At 69.4% G+C, this 16,417-nt stretch carries 14 protein-coding genes; all 14 read left to right on the top strand.

From position 1 onward, the window contains the following. The first annotated feature begins 101 nt into the window (after window positions 1–101). The 14 genes from OG266_RS13815 (at window position 102) to glyA (ending at window position 16,375) form a co-directional block, all read left to right on the top strand. A complete protein-coding gene (locus OG266_RS13815) occupies window positions 102–692 on the top strand; it encodes a response regulator (protein ID WP_371545860.1) in 591 nt (196 codons plus the stop codon). A 225-nt stretch (window positions 693–917) separates the two neighbouring features. Continuing rightward, the gene (nrtL, locus tag OG266_RS13810; RefSeq protein WP_371545858.1) at window positions 918–1,934 is read left to right on the top strand and encodes an ArgS-related anticodon-binding protein NrtL; all 1,017 of its coding nucleotides are present in this window, start codon (window positions 918–920) and stop codon (window positions 1,932–1,934) included. Between the two features lie 57 nt (window positions 1,935–1,991). Continuing rightward, on the top strand, window positions 1,992–3,383 hold the full coding sequence (lysA, locus tag OG266_RS13805) for a diaminopimelate decarboxylase (RefSeq protein WP_266454249.1): 1,392 nt from the start codon (window positions 1,992–1,994) through the stop codon (window positions 3,381–3,383). A gap of 141 nt (window positions 3,384–3,524) precedes the next feature. After that, a complete protein-coding gene (locus tag OG266_RS13800; protein WP_326726031.1) occupies window positions 3,525–4,823 on the top strand; it encodes a homoserine dehydrogenase in 1,299 nt (432 codons plus the stop codon). Between the two features lie 6 nt (window positions 4,824–4,829). Further along, window positions 4,830–5,888 carry a threonine synthase gene (thrC, locus tag OG266_RS13795; protein ID WP_266454247.1) on the top strand — a complete coding sequence of 353 codons (1,059 nt, stop codon included), beginning with the start codon at window positions 4,830–4,832 and terminating at the stop codon, window positions 5,886–5,888. Window positions 5,889–6,213: 325 nt separating this feature from the next. Next, window positions 6,214–7,143 (top strand): homoserine kinase, encoded by a 930-nt coding sequence (gene thrB, locus OG266_RS13790; protein WP_266454245.1) that lies wholly within the window; start codon window positions 6,214–6,216, stop codon window positions 7,141–7,143. Between the two features lie 388 nt (window positions 7,144–7,531). After that, window positions 7,532–9,562, top strand: coding sequence for a transcription termination factor Rho (rho, locus tag OG266_RS13785; protein WP_266454243.1), 2,031 nt, complete (start codon window positions 7,532–7,534; stop codon window positions 9,560–9,562). 358 nt (window positions 9,563–9,920) lie between these two features. After that, window positions 9,921–11,060, top strand: coding sequence for an LCP family protein (locus OG266_RS13780; protein WP_371545856.1), 1,140 nt, complete (start codon window positions 9,921–9,923; stop codon window positions 11,058–11,060). 148 nt (window positions 11,061–11,208) lie between these two features. Beyond that, window positions 11,209–11,430, top strand: coding sequence for a 50S ribosomal protein L31 (gene rpmE, locus OG266_RS13775; protein WP_010984345.1), 222 nt, complete (start codon window positions 11,209–11,211; stop codon window positions 11,428–11,430). 175 nt (window positions 11,431–11,605) lie between these two features. After that, a complete protein-coding gene (prfA, locus tag OG266_RS13770) occupies window positions 11,606–12,682 on the top strand; it encodes a peptide chain release factor 1 (RefSeq protein WP_266454239.1) in 1,077 nt (358 codons plus the stop codon). Window positions 12,683–12,746: 64 nt separating this feature from the next. Then, window positions 12,747–13,592 (top strand): peptide chain release factor N(5)-glutamine methyltransferase, encoded by an 846-nt coding sequence (gene prmC, locus OG266_RS13765; RefSeq protein ID WP_266454238.1) that lies wholly within the window; start codon window positions 12,747–12,749, stop codon window positions 13,590–13,592. A gap of 53 nt (window positions 13,593–13,645) precedes the next feature. Continuing rightward, the gene (locus OG266_RS13760) at window positions 13,646–14,293 is read left to right on the top strand and encodes an L-threonylcarbamoyladenylate synthase (protein ID WP_266454236.1); all 648 of its coding nucleotides are present in this window, start codon (window positions 13,646–13,648) and stop codon (window positions 14,291–14,293) included. Then, window positions 14,290–14,955 (top strand): protein-tyrosine-phosphatase, encoded by a 666-nt coding sequence (locus tag OG266_RS13755; protein WP_326720645.1) that lies wholly within the window; start codon window positions 14,290–14,292, stop codon window positions 14,953–14,955. Before OG266_RS13760 ends, OG266_RS13755 begins: the two co-directional genes overlap by 4 nt. 181 nt (window positions 14,956–15,136) lie before the next feature. Then, window positions 15,137–16,375: a serine hydroxymethyltransferase gene (glyA, locus tag OG266_RS13750; protein WP_266454232.1), complete on the top strand. Its 1,239-nt coding sequence runs from the start codon at window positions 15,137–15,139 to the stop codon at window positions 16,373–16,375. The last annotated feature ends 42 nt before the right edge of the window (window positions 16,376–16,417 follow it).

Here is a 16,417-nt window from a genome sequence, read left to right as displayed (position 1 = left end):
TTTTGGGGGTGACGGGCATGGGTTTCGGTGGGGGTGGGGCGGGGTGTTGTCGGGGGAGTGGCGGGTTCCGGGCGGGGTTGGAAGAGGGGCGTCCGCAGGGGGTGGAAGTGGGGAAAACCCGGACGCGGCGGTGGGTGCGGACCTACTCTCAAGTTGTGCCAGGCGCGTCGGGTCGGGTGCTTGTTGTGGACGACAACAAGGTCATCCGGCAGCTGATCAGGGTCAATCTCGAGCTGGAGGGTTTCGAGGTCGTGACCGCGGCCGATGGTGCCGAATGCCTGGACGTCGTGCATCAGGTGCGGCCCGATGTGGTGACACTCGATGTGGTCATGCCTCGGCTGGACGGATTGCGCACCGCCGCTCGGCTCCGGGCCGATCCACGGACCCGGAATCTTCCCCTCGCCATCGTCAGTGCCTGCACTCAGTACGAGGTCGAGAGCGGACTCGATGTGGGGGTCGACGCATTCCTCGCCAAGCCCTTCGAGCCCGCCGAACTCGTACGGCTCGTACGGCAGTTGATGGAGCGTCGAGGGAGCGGCGGTGGCGGCAGTGGCAGTGTTGCCAGCGGCGCCAGTGGTGTCGGCGCTGGTGGTGATGGGGGCGACGCCGGGTCATCGTTCCACGGCGCCTTCGGTGCCGAGGAGGCCGAGAGAGCCGAGCGGGCCGAGAGGGCCGGACGTACCGGTCACTGACGGGCTACTCGCCGACCGACCTGCCCGTCGCTCACGAACCGCCACTCACACCCCACCGACCGACGCCCGCGCGCACCACCAACGTCGCCGCCCGGTCGCCCACCTCCGCCCACCTCACCCACGAGGCGCCCCCGCCCCGAATCCGCCTCCCACCCCCGTCCACATCCCGGACCCACCCCCAAACCGACTCGCCTACCCACCCCCCTCCTCCCCTAGGCTTGTCCCGTGACCCCCGTCGAGCTCTCCCGTACCGTGCTGCGCGCGGTGCGTTGTGCCGTGGATGAGGGGGAACTGAGCGTGGCGGTGCCGGAACGGGCCGTGGTGACCTCTCCCGGGCCCGGCGGATGTGGGGACTACGCCACGAACATCGCGTTGCAGCTGGCGCGTCCGGCCGGGCGGGCGCCGCGGCAGGTTGCCGAGATCCTGCGGACGCACCTCAGGGGCGCGGCCGGTGTCAGCGAGGTCGCGATCACCGGACCCGGATTTCTGAACATCAGCCTCAATCAAGAAGTCGCCCAAGAACTCGCCCGGACGCTCGTGACCGAGATCCTCCAGCAAGGCAGCCGGTACGGGTACGGAAATGGGGACGAGTACGGGGACCGGTACGGGGACGGCGACACCCTCGCCGAGCAGGTCATCGCCCTCCGCGTCCCCCACGACACCCGTGCCGAGCTCCTCGCCGACACCCTCGTACGGATCATCGCCACCCAGGGCGGCCGCGCCGAGGTCCATCACGCCGAACCCGTCGATCTCCGCCCCGTGCCCGCCCCCGAGGACCCCGCCCCCCTCGGCCACGACGCCGCCCGCTGGGCCCTCCTCCACCCCGCGCCCCACGACCGGCCCAGGATCACCGCGGACCATCTCGTCCAGCGTGAGAGCAATCCCCTCTTCCGCGTCCGGTACGCCTACGCCCGTACCCGGGCCCTCAGCCGCAACGCCGCCGCGCTCGGCTTCGACAGTGCTCCCGGCGACGTATCCGAAGCGCAGGACCTCCTCGCCCCCCTTGCCGAATACCCCCGCGTCCTCAGCGCCGCCGCCACCCACCGCGCCCCCGACCGGCTCGCCCGGCATCTCGTCACCACCGCCGACGCCCTTCTCGACTTCCAGCACACGGTGCTGCCGGTCGGTGACGAGAAACCCTCGGCCGCCCACCGTGCCCGGCTCGCGCTCGCCGAAGCCGCCGGGACGGTGCTGGCCGGTGGCCTGTCCCTGCTCGGCATCAGTGCACCCGAACATCTCTGAAACAGCAGACGACACTGCAGACGACACCGCAGATGACACAGCAGAAAGCCCACAGACATGAGCCGTTCCGCACACCCCGCCGGGCCCCGTCACGCCGATGTTCTGACCGAGGGGCACTACACCGCCCCGCCCGCCGACCTCAACGCCCTCGACCCGAAGGTCTGGGCCCACACCGTCAGCCGTAACGAAGACGGGGTCGTCAGCGTCGGTGGCATCGATGTGGCCACGCTCGCCGAGGAGTTCGGCACCCCCGCGTACTTCATGGACGAGGCCGACTTCCGGGCGCGGGCGCGTTCCTGGCGTACCGCCTTCGGGCACGACGCCGACGTCTTCTACGCCGGGAAGGCGTTCCTGTCCCGGGCCGTCGTGCGCTGGCTGTACGAAGAGGGGCTCAACCTGGATGTGTGTTCCGGTGGTGAGCTCACCACCGCCCTCTCCGCGGGTATGCCCGCCGACCGCATCGCCTTCCACGGCAACAACAAGTCCACCGAAGAGATCACCAAGGCCGTCGAGAGCGGTGTCGGACGTATCGTCCTCGACTCCTTCCAGGAGATCGTCCGCGTCGCCCACATCGCGCAGTCCCTCGGCAAGCGGCAGCGCGTGCAGATCCGGGTGACGGTGGGTGTGGAGGCGCACACCCACGAGTTCATCGCGACCGCGCACGAGGACCAGAAGTTCGGGATCGCGCTCGCCGACGGGCAGGCCGCGGAGGCCGTACGACGGGCTCTCGCCCTCGACGGGCTCGAAGTCGTCGGGATCCACAGCCACATCGGGTCGCAGATCTTCGACATGGCCGGCTTCGAGGTCGCCGCCCGTCGCGTGGTGGCGCTGCTCGCCGCCGTCCGGGACGAGCACGGTGTCGAGCTGCCGGAGATCGACCTCGGTGGCGGCCTCGGTATCGCGTACACCAGCGAGGACGACCCGCGCGATCCGCACGAGATCGCCAAGGCGCTCAACGAGATCGTCACCCGTGAGTGCGAGGCCGCCAAGCTGCGGACGCCTCGGATCTCGGTGGAGCCCGGGCGCGCCATCGTGGGCCCGACCGCCTTCACTCTCTACGAGGTCGGCACCATCAAGCCGCTCGACGGGCTCCGGACGTACGTCTCCGTGGACGGAGGCATGTCCGACAACATCCGGACCGCTCTCTACGACGCCGAGTACAGCGTCGCTCTCGTTTCTCGTGCGAGTGACGCCGAGCCCATGCTCGTGCGCGTCGTCGGCAAGCACTGCGAGAGCGGCGACATCGTCGTACGTGATGCCTTCCTGCCCGCCGACCTCGCGCCCGGCGACCTCATCGCCGTGCCCGCCACCGGCGCCTACTGCCGTTCCATGGCCAGCAATTACAACCACGCGCTCCGCCCGCCGGTCGTCGCCGTGAACGACGGCGAGGCCCGGGTGATCGTCCGCCGCGAGACGGAGGAAGACCTGCTTCGCCTCGACGTCGGCTGAGTCTCACCGGTGGAAGATCTCCGGTCTTCCACCCCGCTGAAAATGAAATAGCCGTCTCACGATCCGGACGAGGGGCAGAAACTCCCGTCCGGTGAGTGAGACTGGTCCAACCGTGACGGTAAGAGGAAACGAGGTCGGATGATGCGTACGCGTCCGCTGAAGGTGGCGCTGCTGGGCTGTGGGGTTGTCGGCTCAGAGGTGGCGCGCATCATGACGACGCACGCCGACGATCTCGCCGCCAGGATCGGGGCCCCGATCGAGCTGGCCGGCGTCGCCGTCCGCCGCCCCGCCAAGGTCCGTGAGGGCATCGACCCCGACCTGGTCACCACCGACGCCACCGCGCTCGTCAAACGCGGGGACATCGACGTCGTCGTCGAGGTCATCGGCGGTATCGAGCCCGCTCGTACGCTCATCACCACGGCCTTCGAGCACGGCGCCTCCGTGGTCTCCGCCAACAAGGCGCTCCTCGCGCAGGACGGCGCCGCGCTGCACGCCGCCGCCCAGGAGCACAAGCGGGACCTCTACTACGAGGCCGCCGTCGCCGGTGCCATCCCGCTCATCCGGCCGCTGCGCGAGTCCCTCGCCGGCGACAAGATCAACCGCGTGATGGGCATCGTCAACGGAACCACCAACTTCATCCTCGACAAGATGGACTCGACGGGCGCCGGGTATCAGGAAGCCCTCGACGAGGCCACCGCGCTGGGATACGCCGAGGCCGACCCCACCGCCGACGTCGAGGGCTTCGACGCCGCCGCCAAGGCCGCGATCCTCGCCGGAATCTCCTTCCACACGCGCGTGCGCCTCGACGACGTGTACCGCGAGGGCATGACCGAGGTCACCGCCTCCGACTTCGCCTCGGCGAAGGAGATGGGCTGCACCATCAAGCTGCTCGCCATCTGTGAGCGGGCCGCGGACGGCGGCTCAGTCACCGCGCGCGTGCATCCCGCGATGATTCCGCTGAGCCATCCGCTCGCCTCCGTGCGCGGCGCGTACAACGCCGTCTTCGTGGAGTCGGACGCCGCGGGCCAGCTCATGTTCTACGGGCCGGGTGCCGGTGGCGCGCCGACCGCGTCCGCCGTGCTCGGTGACCTCGTGGCCGTCTGTCGCAACAAGCTGAACGGCTCGACGGGGCCCGGCGACTCCGCGTACGCGCAGCTGCCCGTCTCGCCCATGGGCGAGGTCGTCACGCGCTACCACATCAGCCTCGACGTGGCCGACAAACCGGGTGTTCTCGCCCAGGTGGCCACTGTTTTCGCCGAGCACGGGGTGTCCATCGATACCGTGCGTCAGCAAGGCCGACAAGACGGAGGCGGCGATGCCTCCCTCGTCGTCGTCACCCATCGTGCGTCCGACGCGTCCCTCAACGGGACCGTCGAGGCGCTGCGCAGTCTCGACACCGTGCGGGGTGTCGCCAGCATCATGCGGGTTGAAGGAGAGTAACCAGCAATGACCCACCAGTGGCGCGGAATCATCGAGGAGTACCGGGACCGGCTGCCGGTATCCGACAGCACGCCGGTCATTACGCTCCGTGAGGGCGGTACGCCGCTCGTGCCCGCGCAGGTGCTCTCCGAGCGCACCGGGTGCGAGGTCCACCTCAAGGTGGAGGGTGCCAACCCGACCGGATCCTTCAAGGACCGCGGTATGACCATGGCCATCACGAGGGCCAAGGAGGAAGGCGCGAAGGCCGTCATCTGCGCCTCCACCGGCAACACGTCCGCAAGCGCCGCGGCCTATGCCGTACGCGCCGGGATGGTCTGTGCCGTTCTCGTGCCGCAGGGCAAGATCGCGATCGGCAAGATGGGCCAGGCCCTCGTGCACGGCGCGAAGATCCTCCAGGTCGACGGAAACTTCGACGACTGCCTGACGCTGGCGCGCGCGCTGTCCGACAACTACCCGGTGGCGCTGGTCAATTCGGTCAACCCGGTACGCATCGAGGGCCAGAAGACCGCCGCGTTCGAGATCGTGGACATGCTCGGCGACGCGCCCGACATCCACGTCCTGCCGGTGGGCAACGCGGGCAACATCACCGCGTACTGGAAGGGGTACAAGGAGTACGCCGCCGACGGCATCGCCAAGAGGACCCCGCGCATGTGGGGTTTCCAGGCCTCCGGTTCCGCCCCGATCGTGCGCGGCGAGATCGTCAAGGACCCGTCGACCATCGCCACCGCGATCCGCATCGGCAACCCGGCGTCCTGGCAGTACGCACTGGCCGCCCGGGACGAATCCGGCGGCTTCATCGACGAGGTGACGGACCGTGAGATCCTGCGCGCCTACCGGCTGTTGGCCGCGCAGGAGGGCGTTTTCGTCGAGCCCGCCTCTGCCGCGTCCGTCGCCGGACTGCTGAAGGCCGCCGAGCAGGGCAAGGTCGACCCGGGCCAGAAGATCGTCTGCACGGTCACCGGAAACGGGCTCAAGGACCCCGACTGGGCCGTCGCGGGAGCCCCGCAGCCGGTGACCGTCCCGGTGGACGCCGTCGCGGCCGCGGAGCGCCTCGGCCTGGCGTAGTCGGCGAACACCCGGCACAGGCACGCCTGTAGAGGTACAACCGACGCGGGTACACCCGACAGGGGGTGCACGGGGGGCTTACGACACGCATCGTGCGCCTCCTGTGCGCCCTATGTCGCCACAGAACCTGTCTTCGATAGGCTGTACTGAACCCGCCCGCCGCATATGCCGCGGTGCCGCCCTCGTTGCGGCCTTCGGGTATTGACGTACCCGTCAGGTTCGTATCGCCAGTCGTCCCAGGTCGCAACGCAACTCGTCCCACGTTCGTATCGCCAAGTCTTCGAGAATCTCGTACATCACGCAGCTCAAGGAGAGTCATCGAGCGATGGCCGGTCCAGCCTTCCGCGCCGCCGCCGTCCGGGTGCGCGTCCCCGCCACCAGCGCCAACCTCGGGCCGGGCTTCGACGCCTTCGGCCTGTCACTGGGGCTGTACGACGACGTGGTCGTCCGGGTGGCCGACGCCGGGCTGCACATCGACATCGCGGGTGAGGGCAGCGAGACGCTGCCGCGCGACGAGAATCATCTCCTCGTACGTTCCCTGCGCACCGCCTTCGATCTGCTGGGCGGACAGCCGCGCGGCCTCGAGATCGTCTGCGCCAACCGCATCCCGCACGGGCGGGGTCTCGGCTCCTCGTCGGCCGCCATCTGCGCCGGCATCGTCGCCGCGCGGGCGGTGACCATAGGCGGGGACGCCAAACTCGACGACACCGCCCTTCTGGAGCTCGCCACCGAGATCGAGGGGCACCCCGACAATGTCGCGGCCTGTCTGCTCGGCGGATTCACGCTCTCCTGGATGGAGACCGGTGCTGCGCGGGCGATCAGGATGGACGCCGCCGATTCCATCGTTCCGGTGGTTTTCGTACCGGGAAAGCCGGTTCTCACCGAGACCGCGCGCGGATTGCTTCCGCGCACCGTGCCGCATGTCGACGCCGCCGCCAACGCGGGCCGCGCCGCACTGCTCGTCGAGGCCCTCACCCGGCGCCCCGAGCTGCTGCTGCCCGCCACCGAGGACCGGCTGCACCAGGACTACCGCGCCCCGGCCATGCCCGAGAGCATCGCGCTGGTGGAGCGGCTGCGGGGCGACGGCATCCCCGCGGTGATCTCCGGCGCGGGCCCCACGGTGCTGGCCCTCGCCGACGCGGCGACGGCCGACAAAATCGCCGACCTCGCAGGTCAGGGGTGGGCCGCCAATCGACTGGACCTCGACGCCACGGGGGCGAGCGTGCTGCCGCTCGCACCCTCCGGCGTCAATTAGAAGCGTGCGGTTGCCGGATTTCGAGAGGGGGAATGTTTGTTGGATCCGGTAGTGTTAATCTCAAGTCTGCACCCGACCTCACCACGGCGAGGTGCTTCGCGTCCCCGTCCGGGACACCCATTCTTCCGGGAGCCTCCCAAACTGCTTTGTGCCATGCATTGGGTGCTATGTGCTGAGCAGTGTTGAGCACGCTCCGGAACCGGCGTGACCGTGCCGATGTCACCGCAATTCAGTGCCACGGCTCCGGAATCGTCATCACCAGTTATTTCTTCCGCCGCGTTGGCGGACCACCGCCCCGGCACGGTCCATACAAAAAGGACCAAATCCGGACAGCAAAACCGGTCGCCGTGCCAGACAGGCCGACGTCCGCTCCAGGGAAGGACCCTTCGTGAGCGACACCACCGATCTGATGGGCGCACGTGTCGAGGAGACCGCTGCCGCGCCCGCCACGGACGCCTCTGCCGCGCCTGCCTCCGGTGCAGGCTCCCGGCGGCGCCGCGGTACCGGCCTTGACGGCATGGTGCTGGCCGAGCTTCAGCAGGTCGCGTCCGGCCTCGGTATCAGGGGCACCGCGCGTATGCGCAAGAGCCAGCTGATCGAGGTCATCAAGGAGGCGCAGGCAGGCGGGGGTGCCCCGGCGAAGGCCGACACCGCCACCGAGACCAAGCCGAAGCGCCGCGCCACCTCGAAGGCTCGTACGGGCGATGAGGCCGTCGCGGCCGAGGCCAAGGCCGAGAAGCCCGCCGCCGCCGAAAAGGCCGTGGCCAAGCAGCAGATCGAGATTCCCGGCCAGCCCGCCAGCGATGACGCCCCCGCGGGCGAGCGTCGCCGTCGCCGTGCCGTCGCCGAGGCCGGCAGCCCCGAGACGGTCACCGCCGAGGCGAAGAGCGAGCCGAAGACGGAGACCCTCGTCGAGGTCAAGGCCGACGCCGGTGACGGTGCCGACGGCCGTCAGGGCCGTCGTGACCGCCGTGACCGCGACCGTGGTGGCCGTGACCGCGACCGCCGGGGTGGCAAGGCCGACGAGCAGCAGGGCCAGGGCCAGAGCCAGGGCGGTCAGGGTCAGGGCGGCGGCCAGCAGCAGCGCCAGGACCGTCAGCAGCAGAGCCAGGGCGGCGGCCGTCAGGACCGCCAGGACCGGCAGCAGCGTGACAACGGACCGCAGGACGACGACGAGTTCGGCGATGGCCGTCGTGGCCGTCGTGGCCGTTACCGGGACCGCCGTGGCCGTCGAGGCCGCGAGGACTTCGGCCCGAACGAGCCGCAGGTCGCGGACGACGACGTCCTGATCCCCGTCGCGGGCATCCTGGACATCCTCGACAACTACGCGTTCATTCGTACGTCCGGCTACCTGCCGGGTCCGAACGACGTGTACGTCTCGCTCGCCCAGGTCCGCAAGAACGGTCTGCGCAAGGGTGACCACGTCACCGGCGCGGTCCGTCAGCCCAAGGACGGCGAGCGCCGCGAGAAGTTCAACGCGCTGGTCCGCCTCGACTCCGCGAACGGCATGGCCGCCGAATCCGGCCGCGGCCGCCCGGAGTTCAACAAGCTGACGCCTCTTTACCCGCAGGACCGGCTCCGTCTGGAGACCGACCCGGGCGTGCTGACGACCCGAATCATCGACCTCGTCGCGCCGATCGGTAAGGGCCAGCGCGGTCTGATCGTGGCCCCGCCGAAGACCGGCAAGACCATGATCCTGCAGGCGGTCGCCAACGCGATCACCGTCAACAACCCCGAGTGCCACCTGATGGTCGTCCTGGTCGACGAGCGTCCGGAAGAGGTCACCGACATGCAGCGGTCGGTGAAGGGCGAGGTCATCTCCTCGACCTTCGACCGCCCGGCCGAGGACCACACCACGGTCGCCGAGCTCGCCATCGAGCGCGCCAAGCGTCTGGTGGAGCTGGGTCACGACGTCGTCGTACTGCTCGACTCGATCACGCGTCTGGGCCGTGCGTACAACCTCGCCGCCCCCGCCTCCGGCCGCATCCTGTCCGGTGGTGTCGACTCGACCGCGCTGTACCCGCCGAAGCGCTTCTTCGGTGCCGCGCGCAACATCGAGGACGGCGGCTCGCTGACCATCCTGGCCACCGCGCTCGTCGACACCGGCTCGCGCATGGACGAGGTGATCTTCGAGGAGTTCAAGGGCACCGGCAACATGGAGCTCAAGCTCGACCGGAAGCTCGCCGACAAGCGCATCTTCCCGGCGGTCGACGTCGACCCGTCGGGCACGCGCAAGGAAGAGATCCTCCTCAACGCGGAGGAGCTCGCCATCGTCTGGAAGCTGCGCCGGGTGCTGCACGCGCTCGACTCGCAGCAGGCCATCGAGCTTCTGCTGGACAAGATGAAGCAGACGAAGTCCAACGCCGAGTTCCTGATGCAGATCGCGAAGACGACGCCGGGCAACGGCGGCAACGACTGATCTGGACCCCGCGGAGCCCGAGGGCCGCCCCCGTCACACCGGTGACGGGGGCGGCCCTTTGCGTGGCACGGGCAGGGCGGCCGGCGAGACCTTTCCCACAATGATCAAGACCGGTACCGATTACGGGCAGTGCGTCCTCGCCGGTTGAAAACGCAGGTGAATGCGGGTTTACCCAGGTTCATCGGTGACTCACCGTGCCCGTCGGGCCACAGGCTGAGCACAGTGCGTTGTGCAACCCTTTCCCGAGTTTCCCCGTCTGACCGTACGGAGTGACCATGGAGCGGTACGTCATGGCACGCCGACCGGGCCTGAGCCTGAAAGCAGGGGGTAACCGACCCGAACAAGGACTGAGGAGCACATGCCTGCCGAGAGCACGCCGGAACCCGGCATACCCGGGGAGTCCGGCACCAGCGCCCCGCGCCACCGCGCGAAGGGCCGCCGCCGCAAGGCCCGCAGCAAGCGCCGCAAGGGCCTGCTGATCACGGCCTGGGTCGCGGCGGGGATCGTCGTGCTGGGCGGCACCGGCGCCGGATACCTGTACTTCAAGCTCAACGGCAACATCAAGAGCGTCGACATCAACCAGGCCCTCGGCACCGACCGGCCGACGAAGGTCGACAACGGTTCCGAGAACATCCTGGTCCTGGGCTCCGACACCCGCTCCGGCTCCAACGAGAAGCTGGGCGGCGGCACCGACGACGGCAGCGCCCGCTCCGACACGGCGATGGTCGTGCACGTGTACGAGGGCCACAAGTCGGCGAGTGTGGTCTCCATACCCCGCGACACCCTTGTCGAGCGCCCCTCCTGCACGGACGCCAACGGTGTCACGCACGACGCGGCCTCCGAGGTCATGTTCAACTCCGCGTACTCCACCGGTGGCGCCGCCTGCGCCGTGAAGACCGTCGAGTCCATGAGCGGGATCCGCATGGACCACTACATCGAGGTCGACTTCAGCGGCTTCCAGAAGCTCATCGACGACCTGGGCGGTGTGAAGATCACCACCACCCAGGACATCGACGACCCCGACAGCCACCTGAACCTCACGGCCGGCACCCACACCCTCAACGGCGAGCAGGCGCTCGGCCTGGTCCGCACCCGGCACGGCGTCGGCGACGGCTCCGACCTCGGCCGCATCCAGCTCCAGCAGGCGTTCATCAAGGCCCTGATGAACCAGGTCAAGAGCATCGGCCTGCTGACCAGCCCCACCAAGCTGCTCGAACTCGCCGACACCGCCACCAACGCCATCACCACCGACTCCGACCTGAAGTCCGTCAACGACCTGGTCTCCTTCGCCGGCGGCCTCAAGGGCATCAGCTCCTCGAAGATGACCATGGTGACGATGCCGGTCCAGTACGACAGCGCGAACGCCAACCGGGTGCTCATCGACGAGGCCAAGGACAAGCTGGTCTGGGGCGCCCTGAAGAACGACCAGGTGATCCCGAAGTCGGCCACCGAGGGCACGGCCACGGGCACCGCGAAGGACGTCGTCAGCGCCGGCTGAGCGGCATGAGAACCCTGCGGGAATAGATCGCCGCGCCCCCCGGTTTTGGGGGATGCGGCCAGTCCTGGCAGACTGGTACGTCGGCTCCGGTTCACGCACCCGCAATCCGCGGCGGCGACCCGGCGCCCTCCCGAAACTAGGAGACACCTTGAAGCGCGACATCCACCCCGAGTACGTCGAGACGCAGGTCAGCTGCACCTGTGGCGCGTCGTTCACCACCCGTAGCACGATCTCCAGCGGCACCGTCCGTGCCGAGGTCTGCTCCGAGTGCCACCCGTTCTACACGGGCAAGCAGAAGATCCTCGACACCGGTGGCCGCGTGGCCCGCTTCGAGGCCCGCTTCGGCAAGGCTGCCGCTGCCAAGAAGTAGCGACCTCACAGCGCCGGTCTTCGGTGCCCCCTGCACGGGGGCGCCGGGACCGGCGCTTTGCGGTGCAGCCCCCTCCCCCAACTCTCGGCTCCGCTCGAGCCGGGGGGACCCCCATGTCTTACCTACGTCCCCGAGCCCATGATGGAGCTGAGGGGACAGTCCATTGGAGCCGGAGATGTTCGAGGCGGTCGAGGAACTGATCGGCGAGCACGCCGATCTGGAGAAGAAGCTCGCTGACCCGTCGGTCCACGCCGACCAGGCCAACGCGCGCAAGCTCAACAAGCGCTACGCGGAGCTGACCCCGATCGTCGCGACGTACCGCTCCTGGAAGCAGACCGGGGACGACATCGAGACGGCGAAGGAGTTCGCGGTCGACGACCCGGACTTCGCGGCCGAGGTCAAGGACCTGGAGAAGCAGCGCGAGGAGCTGACGGAGAAGCTGCGGCTGCTGCTCGTCCCGCGAGACCCCAACGACGACAAGGACGTCATCCTCGAGGTCAAGGCGGGCGCGGGCGGCGACGAGTCGGCACTCTTCGCCGGTGACCTGCTGCGCATGTACCTGCGCTACGCCGAGCGCGTCGGCTGGAAGACCGAGATCATCGACGCCACCGAGTCCGAGCTGGGCGGCTACAAGGACGTCCAGGTCGCCGTGAAGACCAAGGGCGGCCAGGGTGCCACCGAGCCCGGTCAGGGCGTCTGGGCCCGTCTGAAGTACGAGGGCGGGGTGCACCGCGTACAGCGGGTGCCCTCGACCGAGTCACAGGGCCGCATCCACACCTCCGCCGCCGGTGTGCTCGTCACGCCCGAGGCCGAGGAGGTCGACGTCGAGATCCACGCCAACGACCTCCGCATCGACGTCTACCGCTCCTCGGGACCCGGCGGCCAGTCCGTCAACACCACCGACTCCGCGGTGCGCATCACGCACATTCCCACCGGAGTCGTCGCTTCCTGCCAGAACGAGAAGAGCCAGCTGCAGAACAAGGAGCAGGCGATGCGTATCCTGCGCTCCAGGCTTCTCGCGGCGGCGCAGGAGGAAGCGGAACGGGAGGCCGCGGACGCCCGCCGCAGCCAGGTCCGCACCGTCGACCGCTCCGAGAAGATCCGTACGTACAACTTCCCGGAGAATCGCATCTCGGACCACCGGGTCGGCTTCAAGGCGTACAACTTGGACCAGGTCCTCGACGGTGACCTGGACGCGATGATCCAGGCCTGCGTCGACGCGGACTCGGCCGCGAAGCTCGCCGCCGCGTAACGCCGACGCAGCCGTGTAAGGCCCTACGAACGCTCACGACAACAGCTCAGCCCGGAGGACCAGCGTGAACCTGCTGCTCGCGGAAGTGGCCCAGGCCACCCAGCGGCTGGCCGACGCCGGCGTGCCCTCGCCGCGCAATGACGCGGAAGAGCTCGCCGCCTTCGTGCACGGCGTGAAGCGGGGCGAGCTGCACACGGTCAAGGACACGGACTTCGACGCCCGCTACTGGGAGGTGACCGCGCGCCGCGAGGCCCGCGAGCCGCTCCAGCACATCACCGGGCGGGCCTACTTCCGGTACCTGGAACTCCAGGTCGGGCCAGGGGTGTTCGTCCCGCGTCCCGAGACGGAGTCCGTCGTCGGCTGGGCCATAGACGCCGTACGCGCCATGGATGTCGTGGAGCCGCTGATCGTCGACCTGTGCACGGGATCCGGCGCCATCGCGCTCGCCCTCGCGCAGGAGGTCCCGCGCTCCCGTGTGCACGCCGTGGAGCTGTCCGAGGACGCCCTCCAGTGGACGCGCAAGAACGTCGAGGGGTCCAGGGTCGACCTGCGCCAGGGAGACGCCCTGGAGGCCTTCCCCGACCTCGACGGCCATGTCGACCTGGTCGTCTCCAACCCGCCGTACATCCCGCTCACCGAATGGGAGTACGTCCAGCCGGAGGCACGGGACTACGATCCCGAACTCGCCCTGTTCTCCGGGGAGGACGGACTCGACCTCATCCGGGGCATCGAGCGCACCGCACACCGTCTGCTGCGCCCCGGTGGCGTCGTCGTCGTCGAGCACGCCGACACCCAGGGCGGGCAGGTGCCGTGGATCTTCACCGAGGAGCGGGGCTGGGCCGACGCGGCCGACCACCCGGACCTCAACAACCGGCCGCGGTTCGCGACCGCCCGCAAGGCGATGCCGTGAGCACGCGCATCGAGTTCCCCAGGCAGCAGTACGTGTACGAGGAGGCCCGCTAAATGGCACGGCGATACGACACCAACGACGCGACCGACCGCTCCACCGGTCTGCGTGAAGCCGCGTCCGCCGTCCGCCGTGGCGAGCTGGTCGTCCTCCCGACCGACACGGTGTACGGCGTGGGCGCCGACGCGTTCTCCTCGGAGGCCGTCGCCGATCTCCTCGACGCCAAGGGCCGGGGCCGCAACATGCCCACCCCCGTCCTCATCGGCTCCCCGAACACGCTGCACGGCCTGGTCACGGACTTCTCCGAGATGGCCTGGGAGCTGGTCGACGCGTTCTGGCCGGGGGCGCTCACCCTTGTCGCCAAGCACCAGCCGTCCCTCCAGTGGGACCTGGGGGACACCCGTGGCACCGTCGCCGTGCGCATGCCGCTGCACCCGGTCGCCATCGAACTGCTCACCGAGGTCGGCCCGATGGCCGTCTCCTCCGCCAACCTCACGGGTCACCCCTCGCCGGAGGACTGTGACGCCGCGCAGGAGATGCTCGGCGACGCCATCTCCGTCTACCTGGACGGTGGCCCGACCCCCGGCATCGTCCCCTCCTCGATCGTCGACGTGACCGGCAAGGTGCCGGTGCTGCTGCGCGAGGGGGCACTGTCGGCCGAGGAGCTCCGGAAGGTCGTACCCGACCTCGAGGTGGCGAATTGACAGCCCCTGACGCGGGGCGTGGCATAGGCACGGGGATCACGGGGGCCAACGGTTCTCCCAGGGGGTCCTTCCGCATCCTCCACGTCAGCACTGGCAATGTGTGCCGCTCGCCGATCACCGAGCGGCTGACCCGCCATGCCCTGGCGGACCGGCTGGGCGACCCCCTGTGGGGCGGCCTGATCGTGGAGAGCGCGGGCACCTGGGGGCACGAGGGCGCGCCCATGGAGACCAACGCGGCCACGGTCCTCACCGACTACGGCGCGGACCCCTCCGGCTTCGTGGGCCGCGAACTCCTCGACGACCACGTCATCCGCGCAGACCTGGTCCTCACCGCCACCCGCGACCACCGCGCCCAGGTCATCTCCATGGGCCACTCGGCAGGCCTGCGCACCTTCACCCTGAAGGAGTTCACCCGCCTCGTACGGGCCATAGACCCCGCGACGCTCCCACCCCTGGAAGAGGGAGTGGTCGAGCGCGCACGCGCCCTGGTGCGGGCTGCCGCGGCTCTACGCGGGTGGCTCCTGGCCCCCACCGCGGAGGCGGACGAGGTCTTCGACCCGTACGGGGCCCCGCTGCCGTTCTTCCGTTCGATCGGGGACGAGATCAATGAGGCGCTGGATCCGGTGGTGACGGCGCTGACGGGTGTGCCCACGCGTACGTAGGCTGCTGCCGGCGTTTCTGTGTACGGCGCCCGGCGCTGCAGGCTGTGCCCACCCGTTCCGCCCTGCGGAACGCCTGCCCACAGCAGTAGCAGTACCCGGTGGGCGGTAACACCGGGCGACTCATCGGTCCCGGTTCTACATTGGACTTAGCGCACCCCCATGCCGAGGTCCGGAGTCCATCATGCCGGTCACACAAACGTTGGAAGCGGATGTTCTGCGTCGGCAGGACCCGGAGCTTGCCGAGATTCTGCTCGGGGAGCTGGAGCGGCAGTCGACGACGTTGCAGTTGATCGCGGCCGAGAACTTCACCTCGCCGGCGGTGCTGGCCGCGCTCGGGTCGCCGCTGGCGAACAAGTACGCCGAGGGATATCCCGGCGCCCGCCATCACGGCGGCTGCGAGATCGTGGATGTCGCCGAGCGGGTCGCGGTGGACCGGGCGAAGGCGCTCTTCGGTGCCGAGCACGCCAACGTGCAGTCGCACTCGGGGAGTTCGGCGGTCCTCGCCGCGTACGCCGCGCTGCTGCGACCCGGTGACACCGTGCTGGCGATGGGGCTGCCGTTCGGCGGTCACCTCACGCACGGGTCGCCCGCGAACTTCTCGGGAAGGTGGTTCGACTTCGTCGGGTACGGGGTCGAGGCCGAGACCGGGCTCATCGACTACGAGCAGGTGCGCGCGCTGGCCCGTACGCACCGCCCGAAGGCCATCGTCTGCGGCTCCATCTCCTATCCCCGGCACATCGACTACGCCCTCTTCAGGGACATCGCCGACGAGGTCGGCGCCTATCTCATCGCCGACGCCGCCCACCCCATCGGGCTCGTCGCCGGGGGAGCGGCGCCCAATCCGGTGCCGTACGCCGATGTGGTCTGCGCCACCACGCACAAGGTGCTGCGCGGTCCGCGCGGCGGAATGATCCTGTGCGGCGCCGAGCTGGCCGAGCGTGTCGACCGTGCGGTGTTCCCGTTCACCCAGGGCGGCGCCCAGATGCACACGATCGCCGCCAAGGCCGTCGCGTTCGGCGAGGCGGCGACCCCGGCCTTCACGGCGTACGCCCATCGGGTGGTCGCCAACGCACGGGTGCTCGCCGAGGGCCTGGACGCGGAAGGGCTCGCGATCACCACCGGCGGCACCGACACCCACCTGCTCACCGCCGACACCGCACCCCTCGGCGTCGACGGCCGCACCGCCCGCGGACGTCTCGCCGCCGCCGGAATGGTCCTCGACACCTGCGCGCTGCCGCACGGGGACGCACGGGGACTGCGCCTGGGTACGGCGGCGCTGACCACGCAGGGGATGGGCGACGCGGAGATGGCGCGGGTCGCCGTACTCTTCGCGGGTGTGCTGCGGGACGAGGTCGACGGCAGGAAGGCGCGTGAAGAAGTCAGGGAGCTGACCAGTAGATTTCCGCCGTATCCCGGCTAATGAGGGGTACGCGGGAACTGGTGCACAGCCACTCGTGCAACC

Source organism: Streptomyces sp. NBC_00554 (assembly GCF_041431135.1).
In the GTDB taxonomy this organism is placed as follows: domain Bacteria; phylum Actinomycetota; class Actinomycetes; order Streptomycetales; family Streptomycetaceae; genus Streptomyces.
This window is presented reverse-complemented; position numbering and strand designations above follow the sequence as displayed.

Bases quoted from the DNA above. Each gene is read 5' to 3' on its own strand.
- OG266_RS13760 (WP_266454236.1), top strand. From the start codon at position 13,646: ATGGCACGGCGATACGACACCAACGACGCGACCGACCGCTCCACCGGT.
- thrB (WP_266454245.1), top strand. From the start codon at position 6,214: ATGGCCGGTCCAGCCTTCCGCGCCGCCGCCGTCCGGGTGCGCGTCCCC.
- lysA (WP_266454249.1), top strand. From the start codon at position 1,992: ATGAGCCGTTCCGCACACCCCGCCGGGCCCCGTCACGCCGATGTTCTG.
- thrC (WP_266454247.1), top strand. From the start codon at position 4,830: ATGACCCACCAGTGGCGCGGAATCATCGAGGAGTACCGGGACCGGCTG.
- OG266_RS13800 (WP_326726031.1), top strand. From the start codon at position 3,525: ATGCGTACGCGTCCGCTGAAGGTGGCGCTGCTGGGCTGTGGGGTTGTC.
- prfA (WP_266454239.1), top strand. From the start codon at position 11,606: ATGTTCGAGGCGGTCGAGGAACTGATCGGCGAGCACGCCGATCTGGAG.
- OG266_RS13780 (WP_371545856.1), top strand. From the start codon at position 9,921: ATGCCTGCCGAGAGCACGCCGGAACCCGGCATACCCGGGGAGTCCGGC.
- glyA (WP_266454232.1), top strand. From the start codon at position 15,137: ATGCCGGTCACACAAACGTTGGAAGCGGATGTTCTGCGTCGGCAGGAC.